Source organism: Photobacterium sp. DNB22_13_2 (genome assembly GCF_052873915.1).
The window spans coordinates 1-17,731 of record NZ_JBNNXU010000034.1; the positions used below are offsets into that span (position 1 = coordinate 1).

A 17,731-nucleotide genomic window follows, 5' to 3' on the forward strand; every position below is an offset into this window, starting at 1 on the left:
TCCTGGGTCCTGGGTCCTGGGTCCTGGGTCCTGGGTCCTGGGTCCTGGGTCCTGGGTCCTGGGTCCTGGGTCCTGCAGAAACGTGAGCTGATGGCGATATCACGTCAAGTTCTTCCCGCTTTTCCTAGGCCCAGTTTTTACCGCTCCTCCCAGGTTCTAGGATCTGCCCTTGCCAGTACCCGCTTTTAAAGCATAAAAAAGCCCAGCAGAAATTCTGCTGGGCGAACGTCCAGGAAATAAAACACCGACTGGGATCATAGACAGCTCCCGCAAAAGAAAATACTATTCACACAGCCAATGTCGCGTCTGTTTTTTAGGCACTGACTCAAGGTCATATAACAGCTAGAGCAGTCCCCGCAAAAGGCTTTCTAGCTGAGTATCTTAGTCAGTGCCACCCCTGGAAAATGACAAAAGTCGGTTAAGCTTCGTACTTCTTGATAACCAATGTGGCGTTTGTACCGCCGAAACCGAAGCTGTTAGACATAACCGTTGTCAGCTCTTGGTCGCGCTTTTCAGTCACGATATCAAGACCTGCAGCCGCTTCGTCCAAATTATCAATGTTGATGCTTGGTGCAACAAAGCTGTTATCTAGCATCAAGGTTGAGTAAATCGCTTCGTGAACACCCGCCGCACCCAATGCGTGACCGGTCATCGCCTTGGTGGCTGAAATCGCTGGGCTGTTATCACCAAACAGCTCTTGGATAGCGCCAAGCTCTTTCACATCACCAACTGGTGTAGATGTGCCGTGCGTATTGATGTAGTCAATGCTGTCTACATTTTGCATCGCCATCTTCATACAACGCACCGCGCCTTCACCCGATGGCGCTACCATGTCGTAGCCATCAGAGGTTGCGCCATAGCCAACGATCTCGCCGTAGATTTTCGCGCCACGAGCCAATGCATGCTCCAGCTCTTCGACAACCAACATACCGCCGCCACCAGAAATAACGAAACCGTCACGGTCTGCGTCATATGTGCGTGATGCTTTAGATGGATCGTCGTTGTACTTGGTAGAGAGTGCGCCCATGGCATCGAACATCATGGTCAAAGACCAATCTAGCTCTTCACCACCACCAGCGAACACTACGTCTTGCTTGCCAAGCTGAATCAGTTCAAGTGCATGACCGATACAGTGAGCAGACGTTGCACATGCAGAGCTCATAGTGTAGTTCACACCACGGATTTTAAACGGTGTTGCCAAACAAGCAGAAACCGTTGAAGACATAGTACGCGGTACCATGTAAGGACCCACACGCTTTACGCCCTTCTCGCGCAGAATATCGACGGCCGCAACCTGGTTGTAAGAAGACGCACCACCAGATCCCGCAACAAGGCCAGTACGGTCATTTGATACTTGATCTTCCGTTAGACCAGAGTCTTCAATTGCTTGTTCCATTGAAAGATAAGCAAAAGCGGCAGCATCGCCCATGAAACGCATCTTCTTACGATCGATATGCTCTGAAGGGGTCATTTTCAAATCGCCCCAAACATTACTGCGCAGCTTCATTTCTGCGAATTGTTCAGAGAAGTTGATACCGGACTTACCCGCTTTCAATGACTCCAGCACTTCTTTAACGTTGTTACCAATGCTGGACACAATACCCATGCCTGTAATTACGGCTCGTTTCATGATGAATTCCTACTGTCATTTATACCCAAATAACCTCTGTCGAAACAATCAACAACCGGAGGTAACTTGGGTATAACGCTGACGATAATAACGGGTTTATCTGTCAAAAGTGGTCAGCTTTCCTGTTGTTCGGGTACAATCGACTGCAATATCACCCGTTACACCAACTATGAGGCTTCCCCCTTGTCTGATAAAGCCCAAATGTCTCCAGATACAGATAAACCATCCCTGAACGAAAAAATCTCGGCAAAAATCGAAAATGCCGTACTGGACTGGAATGAATCAGGCACGCCTGTTTCTAATGACTTTGACGATGTTTACTTCTCCAATGCCAATGGGTTAGAAGAAACACGCTACGTGTTCCTGCACCAAAATGGCTTGCCTTCGCGTTGGGAGTCTTTCGACCGCCGCCGCTTTGTGGTTGCAGAAACAGGATTCGGAACAGGCCTCAACTTCCTTGCCGTCTGGCAGTGGTTCAAAGCCTTCCGTCAAGCACATCCGGATGCCACCACCAAAGAGCTACATTTCATCAGCTTTGAAAAATTCCCGGTGACCAAGGACGACCTGATCAAAGCTCACCAGTCTTGGCCTGAGCTGGCTGACTTAGCAAACCAACTTCATGCCCATTACCCACCTGCCGTGGCCGATTGCCACCGTATTGTGTTGGAAGACGGTATGATCACCCTCGACCTGTGGTTTGGTGATATCAAAGACTGTATGCCACAAGTATGGACGAATAATGACGGTATCGTAGATGCATGGTTCCTCGACGGCTTTGCTCCTAGCAAAAATCCAGAGATGTGGAATCAAGATCTGTTCAACGGGATGGCCAAACTGGCCCGTGTTGGATGTAGCACCGCAACATTCACTGCGGCAGGTTTCGTTCGCCGCGGCCTCATTGAAGCCGGTTTTGACATGAAGAAAGTCAAAGGCTTTGGCACCAAGCGTGACATGTTGGCCGGTAGCGTAACCGAGCGCAAATACGGCACTAACGTCAAGCCGTGGTACTGCCGTAAGTCAGCCAGCAATAAGAACGGACAGGAAACTGACATCGCCATTATCGGTGGCGGCGTTGGCTCGGCGACAACGGCAATAGCACTAGCACGGCGTGGGATTAAAACCACCCTTTATTGTGCCGATGCACTACCAGCCGAAGGCGCATCCGGTAACCGCCAAGGCGCGGTATACCCATTACTCAATGGCTCTAATGATGCATTGTCGCGCTTTTTTGCCCCTGCATTTCTCTATGCCCGCCAATTTGTGGAACAAGCCGCCAAGCAAAAAGAATTCGCCCATGACTGGTGCGGTGTAACCCAACTGGCTTGGGATGATAATGCCACCAGCAAGCTAGGAAAAATGATGACCGGCGGCTTTCCTGAGGCGCTTATCCGCCAGCTGGATGTCGACCAAACCGAACAAGTCACTGGCGTTGTATCCGGCCATGGTAGCGTCAACTACCCGCTAGGCGGCTGGCTATGCCCTCAGGATCTTACCCGTGCTTTGATTGAGCAAGCACAAGAAATGGGCTTGCTTGAGATCAAAACTCAAATAGACATCCAGCAACTCACCCAGAAATGTAATCAACAAGGCGAGCAAAGCTGGCTACTGACCGACCAGCACGGCCAGAACTACCAGCATAGTACTGTGATTATGGCAAATGGCCATCGCTTTGCCGAGTTTCCACAGACTCAGGATATTCCGGCCTATTCCGTCCGCGGTCAGGTTAGCCATATCCCAACCAACCCGACACTGAACCCGCTGAAAACCGTGCTTTGCTATGATGGTTACCTCACTCCGGTTAATGCCACCGGTGAAAGCCACTGCATCGGTGCCAGCTACCGCCGCGGCAGCACTGATTTAACCTTCAGCCCTGAAGAGCATACAGAAAACAAGCAGCGTTTAGTTGACTGCCTGCCTGAAGCAAGCTGGCCGCAAGACATTGATATGTCTAACGAGCAAGCACGTGTCGGCGTGCGCTGCGCCAGCCGCGACCACCTGCCATTTGTTGGTGATGTTTGCCAGTATGACCAGCTACTAACACAATATGCTGATTTGAAAAGCCAGCAAGAAAGCGCAGAAGAGGTACCGGTTTACCACAACCTATATGCAATGATTGGCTTGGGCTCTCGCGGCCTGAGCTCAGCCCCACTGCTCGGCGAACTGTTAGCTTCGCAAATTGCTGGCGACCCGCTACCACTACCTAACAGTGTGCTAGAAGCATTACATCCGGGACGGATGTGGGTGAGGAAATTGGTGAAGGGGAAGAAGGTTTGAGAACCTAGAAAAACTTGGCTCACTGATAATGTGAGTCAAGCTTTTTGTTTTAGCGATTTACTGACCAGCTTGAACGGTTACCGGAGGTGCAGGGTCGTCACCACCGCCAGAATCTGACAGTGCGACACCAATAACAACCGCTGCGGCACCGACAGCCAAGACAGTTGCGGTTATCCCACCCGCCGAGGCTGCAAAAGCGGTATCAATGCCCGCCGCTTTGCCGGTTTCTTGACTAGCCGCTTCAACAGATGCTTTCGCCTGCTGTTGACTTGCATTGGACTGAGGTGTCGCTGGCTGAGATGTAGGAGCCTGCCTAACCTGAGTATTGGTTGATGCATTGTCTGCCGCGAACACAGACAGGCTTATAAAGCCCGATATGAAAATTGCCGCCAGTGAAAACTTCATCATTACTATCCCCAAAGCGCAACATGTAGTTATTGATATGGTTATAAGTATAGATGGAGATAGGAAAGGCAAAGGGAGTCTTGAGATGAGTCTTGAGAATGAGAAGATCCTAGTTCCCGATATTTCTAGGAACTAGGATCAAAAGGTTTTAATCCGCCCCAAACAGATCGCGGGTATAAACTTTGTCAGCAACATCCGCCAGCTCTTCAGCCATGCGGTTAGAGACAATAACATCAGAGAGTTGTTTGAACTCTTCGAGATCTGCCATCACTTTAGACTGGAAGAATTCTTCTTCTTGCAGCACGGGCTCATAGACGACAACCTCAATCCCTTTAGCTTTGATACGCTTCATGATGCCTTGGATAGAAGACGCACGGAAATTATCGGAACCCGCTTTCATGATCAGACGGTAAACGCCAACCACTTGTGGTCTCTTAGCAATGATTGAGTCAGCAATGAAATCTTTACGAGTGCGGTTCGCATCCACAATTGCGCCGATAATATTGTTCGGTACCGACTGGTAGTTAGCCAATAGCTGCTTGGTATCTTTTGGCAGGCAGTAGCCACCGTAACCAAACGAAGGGTTATTATAGTGGTTGCCAATACGAGGGTCTAGACCCACACCTTCGATGATCTGACGACTATCTAAACCATGGGCTTCTGCGTAAGAGTCCAGTTCGTTGAAATAGGCGACACGCATGGCTAGATAGGTATTCGAGAATAGTTTAACCGCTTCCGCTTCAGTAGAGTCGGTATACAGTACCTGAATATCTTCTTTCACCGCACCTTGCACCAACAAGTTGGCAAACACTTCTGCCCGCTCAGACTTTTCACCGACAATAATGCGTGATGGGTGCAAGTTATCAAACAGCGCACGTCCTTCACGCAAGAACTCTGGTGAGAAAATCACATTTTCGCAGCCCAACTCACCTTTAATACTCAGGGTGTATCCAACAGGTACTGTCGACTTAATAATCATGACAGCCTTTGGATTAATCTCCATCACATCCTTGATCACAGCTTCTACAGAAGATGTATTAAAGTAGTTGGTCTGTGGATCATAGTCGGTCGGGGTCGCAATAATAACAAAATCCGCATTTTGATAAGCCAACTTTTTATCAGTCGTCGCTTTCAAGTTCAGCGTTTTATCTGTTAAATACTGGGAAATTTCTCTATCTTCAATCGGTGAGATAGCTTGATTAATCAAGTCAACTTTATCTTGAATAATATCAAGTGCTATGACTTCATTATGCTGTGCCAACAGTACGGCATTGGACAGACCTACATACCCTGTACCAGCTACGGTAACTTTCATTACTCAACCTCAATTTCTAGTGCGAATCAATAAAACAGCATAAAGGTCTGCTCACAAATTATTCGCAATATTATGACTCATAAAAGATCTAACTAGAATGGATAGTACCCTAGTTAAATCACTGAGCATAGCAGTAACCTATCAACATAATATCTAAGATCAAGCAATGGGGATTTTCTGTTCAGCCGCTATTACCATCTCGCAATCCGGACGCATAACCTGCAGAGCTTGAGCAAGTTCAGTCTGAGCACGAAGATCACCATGGACAAGGTGGATCCTTCTGGGACCTTGCTCGATATTCGCAACAAATTGCACCAAATCGGATTGATCGGCATGCGCTGAATACCCAGAGAGATTATGTATTCTGGCCTTTACTTCGATTGTCTTGCCATTTAATTCAACCTTTTTATCTCCACGAGTCAGCGCATAACCCGGAGTTCCCATCGCCTGGTAACCGACCATGACCACATCTGTGCAGGGTACAGGTAGCAAGGCCTCAAGATAATTCAATATGCGTCCACCGCTGCACATACCACTGGCAGCCACAACAACAGCGGGCTCTTTGGTTGATAACAAGCGGTTGACGATGGATAGATGCTGATGGTGAGAATCCACGGTAATGCATTGATCGAATGACAGCGGATGGCGTCCGATATTTTGCCGGCCAATCGCCTCTTTCTCCCACAAACGACAAAACATCTCGTATTGCTTAGTGACTTTATCTGCCAAGGGGGAATCAAGAATAATGGGGAGCTCTTGCCACTTCATATGACCAGATTTGACCTGTAAGTTGGATGAGAATGTCTCAGCAATCAAACTTTCGATATCAAACAGCAGCTCTTGTGTGCGTCCAACACTAAAAGCCGGGATCAGTATCGCCCCACCATCTAGTAATGATTGTTCAATGATCTGTTTAAGGTTTTCACTTCTTTCAGTCTGTCGCTGGTGCTGACGATTCCCATAAGTACTCTCCAGTACTAATACATCAGCCCGCTTGGGAGAGACCGGATCCACCAGCAAAGGCGTATTGGAAGGGCCGAGGTCACCTGAAAAAACCACCACTTGGTCATCAGGTAATACCACCTCGACATAGGCGGACCCCAATATATGCCCAGCTTGACGAAAATAAAGCGCGAGCCTATCACCATTAGGTAGGATCACTGGCGCTTGGCAATCGAAAGGGACCGGCCGTAGTAAGCTTTTAATAAGGGAAAGAAATTGACTACGCTGAGCTTTATTCAGGTTAAGCTGGATTTTCAACCCATCATCAAGCATCAGCGGAAGCAACGCTGCCGTGGCCTCTGTGGCATAAATCGGCCCTCGAAAGCCGGCGGCTAATAGCCAAGGAATACGCCCAATATGATCAATATGGCAATGCGTCAGTACCAGGGCCTGAATATGCTCCACGGGAAAATCAATATTCAATGAATGAGGGGCTTCACAGCCCTGAAACAAGCCGCAGTCAATCAATATGCCATACTTTTCCCATTTCAGCTCATGGCAAGAGCCTGTAACACCTTTATAAGCGCCGTGGTGAATAATCTGCATATGTGATCCCCTCGTTAACATTTGAGAGATTTTCTCTATTTCATCATGCTCCGATAGTTATTAACCCAACAAGCCCGAGTGAGTTCACGAAAAAAATTGCTTATAATCATCTCAACTGCATGATTAGAAAGCCTAGAACAACTTCACTAGATAAAGGAGGACGGTAAGTTCAATGGAAGGGATAAAGAAAGGAAGCAATGGAAGAAATTAAAGTTGGTGCTGATAACCAGCACCAAGATTGAAAACTATTACAGTTACAGTTTTTGTGCCCACGCTTTGGCTGACTCATCAATCAGCCCATAAGCAAAGTCAAAGGCTTCACGGCTTTGGCGATATGGGTCCGGAATATCTTTCTGACCAATCCACTGACCAAATAGCATAGTTTTACCACGAGCTTCCGGGGCAATACTCGTAACCGCTTCTATGTGACCCTTTTCCATAACAAGAATCAAGTCGTAATCTTTACACAATTCACTTGTCAGCTGCTGTGCAACATGACCTTCAAGACTGATACCGTGCTCTAAAGCAACTTCTGACGCAGTTTGGTCAGCAGGCTTACCAACCAAAGCACCAACACCTGCCGATGCAATATGTTTGTTAGGTAAATGGTGCCTTAAAAGATACTCACCAGACGGAGAACGACAAATGTTACCCACACACACCACAAGAATTTTATTAAACATAGTATTCCTATTCATCATATTCAGATGAGAAATAAACGTAGCGAATACATACCTCTCTCTGATTAGTTTCGTAATCAAACAACGGAGTCTACATCAAGCTGTTTATCTTTTCATAAATCATTTAACCTATTGATTTAAATCACTTACACACCCCAAATAAGCGAAGCATATATTTACAACCCAAAAGGATTTGGGTCAAATTAATCAATGACATATGCATATTTTTTAAACATTTACGATTTGTAATAGGCTTAATGCTTCAGTAAGATCTTAAAATTTGTTAAAATCGTCCAACGATAGCTTAAACACAACACTAGTAGTACCCAATGTTAGCAGACTTCTTTTTCGTCTTTTTTTCATCTTTTACAGCCCTTTTTCTCTTAAGAAAGTTTGCTAAGCGCATTGGCCTTGTTGACAAACCCAATGAACGCAAGCTTCACCAAGGTGCAGTTCCCTTAGTAGGCGGCATTGCCATATGCATTTGTTTAGCCCAGTACCTATACTATCAACCGCAAATTCTCAACGATTCAGGACTTTACATTTTTTGTATCGTTACTCTTACGATTGTTGGGGCAATAGATGACAAGTTTGATGTAGATTTCAAACTCAGAATGCTGCTGCAAGGAGCCTTGTCAATCTGCATGATTTATTTCGCAGATCTTGAGCTTCATACGCTTGGAGACTTAGTTGGCTTTGGTGATATTGACTTGGGTATGTTTGGCTACCTGATCACAGTTATTGCCGTTATTGGTGCAATTAATGCGTTTAATATGGTTGACGGTATCGATGGGCTTCTCGGTGGACTCTCTATTGTCACGTTTAGCTCGCTTGCCCTGATCCTTTACTACGAAGGTCAACCAAACCTAGCGTATTTCTTGGTCATCATTGTAATATCGATCATACCTTACATAATGATGAACCTGGGTGCTTTTGGCCGAAGACGAAAAGTGTTTATGGGTGATGCTGGAAGTATGCTAATCGGATTTACCGTTATATGGATGCTTTTATTGGCGAGCCAAAATGGTGCAAAATCGCCTCTTAGACCCGTTACGGCGTTGTGGTTAATAGCTATCCCATTAATGGACATGACATCAATCATGGTACGCAGAATCCGTAGAGGATGCTCTCCATTTAAGCCCGATAGAGAGCACTTGCATCATATATTCCAAAGAATCGGTTTAAATTCTGTGAGCACCCTTATCGCTATCTGCTCTTTATCTGCTCTATTTGCAGGGGCAGGTATTTTAGGTGAAGTGTATAACGTTCCTGAATATGTTATGTTTTGGTCGTTCATTGGGTTCTTTGTTGTATACATTGTATTGATAGAGAACATTTGGAAAGTAGTAAAAGTGTTGCGGAAGAATCCGCAGCAGGCACAGTAACTTAACATCAAATTTAGTTACAATTACACAACTTGATTAATATTTATAAGGTATAAGCGGTTAACACCGAGGGCGGTAGCGTGGAAAAAAATAATAGCGAAGATAAAGACAACTACGTTGATTTAGGCGAATTAACCTCATACCTCTTTAGCAAGAAGCACTGGATACTACTGACAAGTATAGCCTTTGGCCTGATATCTTTAGTATATACCTTTACTAGTCAGGAATGGTGGACATCAACGGCAGAGATAACCTCAAGCGAAAGAACTAGTGCAAACAAAATTAGAGAAGACATCGCGACAGCTGATAGCGCTCTTTCGACAGATGAAAGCGACTACATTATGGATAATATTCTGTCCGAACAAAACATTTTCAAGGAATTCATCACTGCATTCAATTCTAAAAACAACAAGGAAGAGTTCATTCAAAAAAATGAAGATTTGCAAGAGTTAAGTAAGAGTAAATCCATTGATAATGAAGAAGAACTCCGCAAATTCATTGATGAATGGACATATGAAATCCGCTCTTTGGAAAGTGATCGTGGCTTTTATAACGTCTCTTTTTCTTATCACTCTGCTTCAGGAAGCAAAGCACTCTTAAATGAGTATCTAATTTTTATAAACCAAAAAGTTAATAGTAAGACAATCAACAGCCTAAATTCTTACATAACTAGAAAAGAAATTAAATTAACAAGTAGAATGGAATCTTTAAAAAGAATCGCTGCCCTTTCATTGGAGACAGAGAAAACAAAGACAGAATTCGCATTAAGAATGGCTGATGCCGCAGGCCTAGAAAGGCCAATGCAGCAAATCAAACAAGATGAAATGTTCCCAATAGAGTTAGGTAGTAAAGCATTGGATGAAAAGAGAACCATTCTTAGCTCTCTAAAAGACTTAACTGTATTTGAGCCTGAACTTGCTTTTCTAGAAGAACAACTAAAATCATTAAGCCGAATAAAAATAGAAGAAAATGCTAGCTTTAATTCAGTGCGATTCCTTGAAAAGCCAAATTTACCATTTAGTAGAGATAACCCGAGTAGAAAGTTAATTTTGCTTATTGGCTTACTTCTAGGTGCCTTTTTATCAATGGCTACACTGATTTGTAGATTCTTTTACAAGCAATAATTATTACACATACAAAGGGGCTAATTTAGCCCTTTTGTCTTTTAGACCTTAATTTAATGAAAAATAAACAGTTACTATCAAATATATTATCATTTGGCAGTTCAGATATTATTACAATGCTGATACCTATCATAACAATGCCGATTCTAACACGTACAATTGGCACTTCTGGATATGGTATATATATTTTCTACAGCACAGTTATAATTTTTGGTCATACTATTATCGACTTTAGTTCAAACCTTGTAGGTGTGAGAGATATATCTCAGTCTGATCAAAAAAAACAATCTATTAATGCGATATATAATCAATACCAACTCATTAGGTTGATATTATTAATGCTATACCTCATAGCTATATCATTTGCATTAAAATTAATGGACTATGAAGAAGTAAATAACGTTATCACTTTTTCTTCCATATATCTTTTAGGTTATTACATTTTATCACCATGGTTTTTGCATGCCACAGGTAAAGCTAAGTACTATGCAGTTACGACAGTATTGTCCAAATTATGCTTTTTAGTTGTTGTTGTATTATTTGTTAGGAGCCCTGATGATTTGCATTTACTATTTATATCATCATCGCTACCCTTCCTAATCCTATCTTGTGTGGTGCTTTTTAAAATTAAGAAGAAGTATAAACTCTCTTTTATCAGATTGACTTTTAAAGATACAAAAGACAAATTTATTGAAGGCAACAGTACATTTATAGGTATCCTCGCACCGAACTTATATAATAATATCCCTATCCTAATTCTTGGGAGTATCATTCCTCAAAGTAGTTTTGCTTTATTTGGTGTAGCCAACAGGCTATCAGCTCTCGCCCTAACTGCACAAAATGTAATAACAAAAGCAGCATATCCATTAATATTCAAGCAAAACAAAAGCCAATTGAAAAATTTGATTATCTCCAATCTTTCAATATGCACCGTATTTACTACGGTAATTTTACTATTTGGTGAAAAGATTATAGATATATTTCTAGGTTCACATTTTACTGACTCATATTTCTACCTGCTTATCTTATTGCCAAGTATATTTTTTGCGGGTATTGCTAACTCTATTGTATATGGTCACCTTTTACCAAATAAAAAAGATAAAGCATATAGAAAAATTTCAATTTCCACATCGCTAATAAGCGCTGTTGTTGGTATTATCCTAATTTATAACTATCAAGCCACAGGTGTTGCTTTGCTAATTCTCTTTGCTAGGGGCTTGTTAGCATTAGGGTTTACCTTGGAAGTCAATAAAACTGGAAAAGACGCATAAATGAATAATAAAATTTATATACTCACACAGAATGAAGTTTTTTCACAACACCTAAAGCCTTGGTCTACTTTAGACATAACGTCACTTCGCCATCATATGGCGGCACACGGCATTGAAGTAGCAACGATCGAATATTCAGAAGCCATCAATAGTAAAGATATCAATGGCAATATTTTTATTAGCTCATCCAGTCAAAATTTGAAAAGGAAACAGTATATTGAAGATATTTGTTTCGACATTCAGTCACGAGGAGGTACATTAATTCCTAATTTCGACATGATAAAATGTCATGAGAATAAGGGGTATCAGGCTTTATTATCAGCTCGATTAGGGGTAAAAAAACCAGCGGAAGAATACATTGTACTTGGTGATGCTAGCCCTAGTTCATTTAGCTACCCATGTGTTATCAAAACCATTGATGGAGCAGGAAGTAATGGTGTAGCTCTTGCTAAAGATGAAAATGATTTAAAACGATTCCATTTAAAAAATATAATGAAGTTTTCTGGTACTAGTTTAATCATAAAGTACCTAAAGCAAGTCATCAAAAAAAATCTGAAGCATAAGACTTACTCTGAAGAACAAAATGCTTATTACAAGACAGTATTGCCTGCATGTAAGCAAGAACTGATTCCAAACCTATCTCATGATTTCAAAGTACTCGTTTTTGGAGACAAGTACTTTTGTCTCAAAAGAAATATCCGTAAGAATGACTTCAGAGCAAGTGGAAGCAACCTATTTGAATTAGTTGATGAAATCGATAGTAAAGTATTAGATTTCTGCCGTGATACTTTCAATAAACTGGATGTTCCTTACCTATCTATCGATGTTGCTGTCAATAACAATGATTGTTACGTGATAGAGTTTCAAGCCCCACATTTTGGCCCATATACTGCGCTATCGGCAAACAAATACTTTACCTTTGACAAAGTGCAATCAAAATGGAATAAAAATATCAATGGTGATATTGAGTTAGAAGAGCTCTATGCTGAATCACTTTGCCGCTTCGTTCAATTAGGATGCAAATAATGGCTGAACAGTCTTTTTCATTATTAATTTCAACATGCGGTGATGGGATCTTCCAAGTTGAAGACGTATTTAAAAATATAATAGGTCTTGAGCCAGAAATTATAATTGTTCATCAACTGTTGAACCAGGATGATATTAGCACCTACAAAGAAAAGCGTGATGCCTTACAACAACACTATGTAAATGTTAAATGTATTGTTGATGAGGGAAAAGGTTTAAGTCGAAGCAGAAACATCGCGCTCGAAAATGCCACTTCAAAGTGGTGCTTTATCTCAGATGATGATAATCATTACCAGAAAAGTGCGATTATTAATATGCTGAAAAAGATAGGCAGTGATGAAGTCGATGTGGCCATTGGAAGAGTCAAAACAGACTGTGGTGTCGATTTCAAATCCTATACCGACACTAACAAAGATTTAAATATCGTTAGTGCCGCTAAAGTTAGCAGTATTGAAATATGTATTAACAGAGAAAAAGTAAACTCTCTAGGAGTCAGGTTTAATGAGCAATTTGGCCTTGGTACCTCACTTCCCTCATGTGAAGAGTACATTTTTGTTACTGATTTAATCAAGCTTGGCTGTATAGTTAAACGATATCCATATTACATTAATACTCATCCTAAAGAGTCTTCAGGACAGAACTTCAAGTGTGAAAAAACACTAACAGCCAAAGGTGCCGCATTCAGACATATTTTTGGATTTAAATCTTTTGCGATCATTATTGCTTTTGCGATCAAAAAAGCCATCCAGAAAAAAGGATCTTATAAAGACACCTTATATATTTTAAAGCATATGCTATCAGGCTCAATAATTAAAAAGCATGTAAGATAGTTTTAAGAAAAAATTCAATTATGAAACTTCACTTAAAATCAGCATCCTGGTATATTCTCGCTTTTTTAATCAGTATATCAGCTTTTTTACCTGCGCTTTCTTCACGAATTCCATTCATTGGAATAACTAAAGAGTTAGCACAAGTAGCAGTTATCGGGCTCCTAATCCTAGTCTCGATGAGAAACAAGAGCATCGAAAAGAATCAATCTTTGCTCCTGATAGGCATTTTCTCTGTTTACTGCCTACTTCACATCATTGGAGAAAGAAATTTAGCGCTGATCGTTGATGGTGTTAGGTTTCAAGTTGGATATATAGTTATCGCATTTTTATTGCTTCTTAATAGTAGTATCATCACAAGTGATAGATTTGAACAATTTGTCAAAATCATAGCCATACAGGGTATGGTTGTTTCTGTTATTGGCTGTATAGAATTCTTCTCTCCTGAAATCATTGGCATAATATACGGTGTCGACAAGTCTGATATGAGCCATGTTACTTTAGCTGCAGGAGATAGGTTAATATCAACATTTTCAAACCCAATCAATTACGGAGTGTTCTTATGCTTCGCACTTGCTGCTAACTTTTATTTCGCAATAAAGACGAATAAAACCAAAGCATGGCTAATATTTTGGTTTGCCACTTTGATTTACGCTGGACTTATTTTCTTTACTCTTAGCCGGTTAGCGCTACTGGCTTTCCTGGCTATGATGGCATATTTTTATGCTATAGGAATCATGAAGAAAGAAAAAATTACAATAGGTGTATTTTGCTTATCGATATTAATGCTACTTCCAATCGCTTTCTCATTAATAAAGAATAATCCAGATTTGCTATATCGAATATCGAATCTAATATCCATTGAAACATATACCAAAAATGCCCGAGTTACTAACTGGTTAACTGCATTATCTGAAATGGACAATCCACTGTATTTCCTGTGGGGTTTAGGTGCCGGTGCATCAAATCCAGCTGAAACCTCTGGTGGCCTAATGATTGAAAATGGCTATATTTCAAATCTAATAGATTTTGGCCTTATAGGTTTTATCCTTTATTTACTTATCATTGTTAGAGCTATAATAAATAGGCGAAATATTGAGAATAGTCACAACACACAGATTCACTTTATTAATGCTTTTTTTATCGCCTTCTTAGTCATGAATTTAGGGAATGACTTAAATAGAAACTTCCCTTTTGTCATGTACTTTTGGGTTATAATTGCATACATTTCATCATTTAAACCAAAGCAGATTAAAAATCAAAATGAATATTGCTCACGTCGTTTATAATTATTGGGGTTATAGTGGAGCTTCAAATCAAGCAAGAAAACTTGCTAACACTTTGAGCCAAAACCACAATGTTAATAACATATTTATATCAGACAACACTGCTATTGATGAAAAAAGTCAATTAAAGAATAATGATGGTTTATTTCAAGTTTACAATATGCCCAAAAACAATCTATCAAAACTGATATGGTTGTTCCGCATTTTGAAAAAAAACAAAATTGATGTCATACACTTACATGGCTTCCACCGTATTGTCATTATTTGTTGTTTATTTCTCAAAATAAAAGTTTTCTTGAAGTCAACGTTAGATGGAAGAGATGACTTTTATAGCTTGCTCTCTGGAAATAGCCTCAAGAGATCAATCAATAAAGTATTGTTGAACCGTATTGATATCAATAACGCGTTAACTGATATCATTTATGAAAAAAACATGCAATCATGCCCTGATATAAGCATCGAGGTTATACCGAACGGTGTTAACCTCGTAAACAACAGTATACTACCAAACAAAAACGAAAAGATTGCAGTATTTGTCGGTGCTATTGTACCGAGGAAGCGGCCATTAGAATCCATTAAGTTCTTTGCTAACCATCTTCATAGAAAAGGCTACAAGCTGTTACTGGTCGGCCCTAATGACCCATCCCTTCCTGAGTTTGATCAAACCTACTATAACTCATGCTATGCTTTCGCTGAGGATTACATTAATGAAGGTACGATACAGTTTACGGGAAATTTACCGAAGGATGAACTCGATAGCCTTTATGAAAAAGCAGCGATGCTACTTTTTTTCTCAGAAAGAGAGGGCATGCCAAATGTTGTCATTGAATCAATATCCTGGAACTGCGTTCCTGTAGTCTTTCAATCTGAACCCATCATTGAGTCTATTTTATCAAAGCCGTATTATGCACAGCTATCGCTGAATGCGACTTTCTGCAACGCTGAACAGGTTATTGAGGCTGCGGAATCTCTTGTGTTGACAGACCAACTAATGGAGCAAAGTAAAAACTTTGACATCAACACAATTGCAGACAGGCACTACCAAAACTACGTGAAACTTTTGAACTAATCCCATGTTTGAATAAAACTAAGAGGCCAAAAATTGTTAGTATCAATAATTACAGCAACTTTTAACTCATCTGAATATATCAAAGACACTTATAACACAATTAAAAATCAAAGCTATTCAAACTGGGAATGGTTAGTCACCGATGACTGTTCAAGTGACAACACTTTAGATATTTTGCATGATATTGCAGCCAATGATGATAGAGTTAAAATATTCAAAAATGCGATAAATTCAGGCGCTGCTGTTTCAAGAAACCTTTCAATAAGTCACGCAAAGGGCGCATATATCGCTTTCATCGATAGTGATGATCTGTGGTTGCCTGAAAAACTAGTAGAGCAAATACGCTTTATGTCAGACAACAACCATAGCTTCACCTTCACAGCATATTCAATCGTTGATACATCTGCACAATTAACAGGACAATCAGTGGATGCAGCCCAAGTAGGCGGCTTTGACTACAACGATATGTTGATGAAAAGAGCGACACTTGGCTGCTCTACCGTAATGTTGAAAAAGAACGATTTTGCCGACATATCAATGCCTTTATTACGTACAGGCCAAGATTATGCCCTATGGCTCAAGCTGTTAAAAACAGGCAAAAAAGCTTATGTACTAAACACGCCAATGACCTACTATCGCATCACACCGAACTCGATATCTCGAAACAAGGTGAAAAAAGCAATGCGCCAGTGGGAAATTTACCGTGACATTGAAAAATTAGGCCTAATTAAAGCCATGATTTGCTTTACATCTTACGCTTACCGCGCTGTATTCAGAAAGTAGGCTATTTATAGCTAGATCAGCCACCGACTACAACTGGTGGCTGACATCCACTGTTATCTACCCAAATATCTTTCACGCCAATTTGTTGAGATATGACTCAACGGTCTTAAGCATCCCTTTTGTGAAAGTCACTTCAGGCTTCCAATCCAGCTCTTTTCTAATTTTGCTTGCATCAATGGCATATCGTGTATCATGCCCCGGTCTATCAGAAATATTAGTGATTAAATCTCTATAATTTTTAACACCGGCCGGCTTATTAGGTGCCAGTTCTTCAAGAATTTTACAGAGTGCTTTTACAAGGTCTATATTCCTTACTTCATTATTCGCACCAACGTTATAAGTCTCTCCAACCTTCCCTATCTTCAACATCGTATAAAGGGCCCTTACATGATCATCAACATACAACCAGTCTCGTACTTGCTGGCCGTCACCATAGATGGGAAGAGATTGCCCATTTAATGCATGTTTGACCATCAAAGGGATGAGTTTCTCAGAGTGCTGAAATGGACCATAGTTATTTGAACAATTTGACACCAGTATTGGCAGCCCGTAAGTGCGGTACCACGCTCGTACCAGATGATCACTTGAAGCCTTTGAGGCAGAGTATGGGCTGCTTGGGGCATATGGTGTCGTTTCTGTAAATGGCGCTCCATTTTGTTCAAGATCGCCGTAAACCTCATCAGTCGAAACGTGAAGAAAGCGAAAACCTAAGCGCTTCTTCTCATCCAACTGAAGCCAATATGCTCTGGCAACTTCTAGCAGCGTAAATGTCCCGACAATATTGCTCTGTATAAACGCAACAGGCTCATCAATAGAATTGTCGACATGCGTTTCAGCAGCCAAGTGCATCACTGCATCAGGCTGATAGAGTGTGAACACCTTCTCTAATGCAGATTTATTGCAAATATCAATCTGTTCGAAAGCGTACCTTGGACTATCCCTTACCTCAGCGACTGCCTCCAAATTTCCAGCATAGGTAAGCTTATCAACATTGATAACAGTGTCATCTGTATGGTTAATGAGGTAGCGAACCATTGCAGAGCCAATAAAGCCAGCCCCACCTGTGATTAAAATTTTCATACTCTTCTTACAACTCTGTATTTATATC

General features: G+C 41.3%; 15 protein-coding genes. 9 read left to right on the plus strand and 6 right to left on the minus strand.

The genetic code is table 11. The features are described from left to right. Positions 1 to 418: 418 nt before the first annotated feature. Positions 419 to 1,630, minus strand: a complete 1,212-nt coding sequence (fabB, locus tag ACVA58_RS26570) for a beta-ketoacyl-ACP synthase I (protein WP_446513265.1) — start codon at positions 1,628 to 1,630, stop codon at positions 419 to 421. 201 nt (positions 1,631 to 1,831) lie between these two features. Between fabB and mnmC the strand changes: the two genes are divergently transcribed. Then, a complete protein-coding gene (gene mnmC, locus ACVA58_RS26575; protein WP_446513297.1) occupies positions 1,832 to 3,904 on the plus strand; it encodes a bifunctional tRNA (5-methylaminomethyl-2-thiouridine)(34)-methyltransferase MnmD/FAD-dependent 5-carboxymethylaminomethyl-2-thiouridine(34) oxidoreductase MnmC in 2,073 nt (690 codons plus the stop codon). A 57-nt stretch (positions 3,905 to 3,961) separates the two neighbouring features. Here mnmC and ACVA58_RS26580 read toward each other — a convergent pair whose 3' ends face one another. From ACVA58_RS26580 to ACVA58_RS26595, 4 genes are all read right to left on the minus strand, one after another. Next, positions 3,962 to 4,312 carry a hypothetical protein gene (locus ACVA58_RS26580; RefSeq protein ID WP_446513266.1) on the minus strand — a complete coding sequence of 117 codons (351 nt, stop codon included), beginning with the start codon at positions 4,310 to 4,312 and terminating at the stop codon, positions 3,962 to 3,964. Positions 4,313 to 4,457: 145 nt separating this feature from the next. Next, positions 4,458 to 5,624, minus strand: coding sequence for a nucleotide sugar dehydrogenase (locus ACVA58_RS26585; RefSeq protein ID WP_446513267.1), 1,167 nt, complete (start codon positions 5,622 to 5,624; stop codon positions 4,458 to 4,460). 159 nt (positions 5,625 to 5,783) lie between these two features. Next, a complete protein-coding gene (locus ACVA58_RS26590) occupies positions 5,784 to 7,172 on the minus strand; it encodes an MBL fold metallo-hydrolase RNA specificity domain-containing protein (protein WP_446513268.1) in 1,389 nt (462 codons plus the stop codon). 254 nt (positions 7,173 to 7,426) lie between these two features. Beyond that, positions 7,427 to 7,855, minus strand: a complete 429-nt coding sequence (locus ACVA58_RS26595; RefSeq protein WP_446513269.1) for an arsenate reductase/protein-tyrosine-phosphatase family protein — start codon at positions 7,853 to 7,855, stop codon at positions 7,427 to 7,429. 326 nt (positions 7,856 to 8,181) lie between these two features. Between ACVA58_RS26595 and wecA the strand changes: the two genes are divergently transcribed. From wecA to ACVA58_RS26635, 8 genes are all read left to right on the plus strand, one after another. Then, positions 8,182 to 9,237 carry a UDP-N-acetylglucosamine--undecaprenyl-phosphate N-acetylglucosaminephosphotransferase gene (gene wecA, locus ACVA58_RS26600; RefSeq protein ID WP_446513270.1) on the plus strand — a complete coding sequence of 352 codons (1,056 nt, stop codon included), beginning with the start codon at positions 8,182 to 8,184 and terminating at the stop codon, positions 9,235 to 9,237. 80 nt (positions 9,238 to 9,317) lie between these two features. Next, a complete protein-coding gene (locus ACVA58_RS26605; protein WP_446513271.1) occupies positions 9,318 to 10,361 on the plus strand; it encodes a Wzz/FepE/Etk N-terminal domain-containing protein in 1,044 nt (347 codons plus the stop codon). A gap of 56 nt (positions 10,362 to 10,417) precedes the next feature. Next, entirely contained in the window at positions 10,418 to 11,632 is a 1,215-nt protein-coding gene (locus ACVA58_RS26610) for a lipopolysaccharide biosynthesis protein (protein WP_446513272.1), read from the plus strand. Beyond that, a complete protein-coding gene (locus ACVA58_RS26615) occupies positions 11,633 to 12,658 on the plus strand; it encodes an ATP-grasp domain-containing protein (protein ID WP_446513273.1) in 1,026 nt (341 codons plus the stop codon). After that, a complete protein-coding gene (locus tag ACVA58_RS26620) occupies positions 12,658 to 13,488 on the plus strand; it encodes a glycosyltransferase (protein WP_446513274.1) in 831 nt (276 codons plus the stop codon). Before ACVA58_RS26615 ends, ACVA58_RS26620 begins: the two co-directional genes overlap by 1 nt. A 20-nt stretch (positions 13,489 to 13,508) precedes the next feature. Continuing rightward, positions 13,509 to 14,774: an O-antigen ligase family protein gene (locus ACVA58_RS26625; protein WP_446513275.1), complete on the plus strand. Its 1,266-nt coding sequence runs from the start codon at positions 13,509 to 13,511 to the stop codon at positions 14,772 to 14,774. Further along, a complete protein-coding gene (locus tag ACVA58_RS26630; RefSeq protein ID WP_446513276.1) occupies positions 14,749 to 15,840 on the plus strand; it encodes a glycosyltransferase family 4 protein in 1,092 nt (363 codons plus the stop codon). Before ACVA58_RS26625 ends, ACVA58_RS26630 begins: the two co-directional genes overlap by 26 nt. Positions 15,841 to 15,873: 33 nt before the next feature. Further along, positions 15,874 to 16,623 carry a glycosyltransferase family 2 protein gene (locus tag ACVA58_RS26635; protein WP_446513277.1) on the plus strand — a complete coding sequence of 250 codons (750 nt, stop codon included), beginning with the start codon at positions 15,874 to 15,876 and terminating at the stop codon, positions 16,621 to 16,623. A 72-nt stretch (positions 16,624 to 16,695) separates the two neighbouring features. On the opposite strand, the gene rfbB is transcribed toward ACVA58_RS26635, so the two are convergent. Beyond that, on the minus strand, positions 16,696 to 17,703 hold the full coding sequence (gene rfbB, locus ACVA58_RS26640) for a dTDP-glucose 4,6-dehydratase (protein WP_446513278.1): 1,008 nt from the start codon (positions 17,701 to 17,703) through the stop codon (positions 16,696 to 16,698). Between the last annotated feature and the right edge of the window lie 28 nt (positions 17,704 to 17,731).

Coding starts and splice junctions, on each gene's coding strand:
- ACVA58_RS26625 (WP_446513275.1), top strand. CDS start 13,509: ATGAAACTTCACTTAAAATCAGCATCCTGGTATATTCTCGCTTTTTTA.
- ACVA58_RS26595 (WP_446513269.1), bottom strand. CDS start 7,855: ATGTTTAATAAAATTCTTGTGGTGTGTGTGGGTAACATTTGTCGTTCT.
- mnmC (WP_446513297.1), top strand. CDS start 1,832: ATGTCTCCAGATACAGATAAACCATCCCTGAACGAAAAAATCTCGGCA.
- ACVA58_RS26630 (WP_446513276.1), top strand. CDS start 14,749: ATGAATATTGCTCACGTCGTTTATAATTATTGGGGTTATAGTGGAGCT.
- ACVA58_RS26590 (WP_446513268.1), bottom strand. CDS start 7,172: ATGCAGATTATTCACCACGGCGCTTATAAAGGTGTTACAGGCTCTTGC.
- ACVA58_RS26610 (WP_446513272.1), top strand. CDS start 10,418: ATGAAAAATAAACAGTTACTATCAAATATATTATCATTTGGCAGTTCA.
- rfbB (WP_446513278.1), bottom strand. CDS start 17,703: ATGAAAATTTTAATCACAGGTGGGGCTGGCTTTATTGGCTCTGCAATG.
- wecA (WP_446513270.1), top strand. CDS start 8,182: ATGTTAGCAGACTTCTTTTTCGTCTTTTTTTCATCTTTTACAGCCCTT.
- ACVA58_RS26615 (WP_446513273.1), top strand. CDS start 11,633: ATGAATAATAAAATTTATATACTCACACAGAATGAAGTTTTTTCACAA.
- ACVA58_RS26580 (WP_446513266.1), bottom strand. CDS start 4,312: ATGATGAAGTTTTCACTGGCGGCAATTTTCATATCGGGCTTTATAAGC.
- fabB (WP_446513265.1), bottom strand. CDS start 1,630: ATGAAACGAGCCGTAATTACAGGCATGGGTATTGTGTCCAGCATTGGT.
- ACVA58_RS26620 (WP_446513274.1), top strand. CDS start 12,658: ATGGCTGAACAGTCTTTTTCATTATTAATTTCAACATGCGGTGATGGG.
- ACVA58_RS26585 (WP_446513267.1), bottom strand. CDS start 5,624: ATGAAAGTTACCGTAGCTGGTACAGGGTATGTAGGTCTGTCCAATGCC.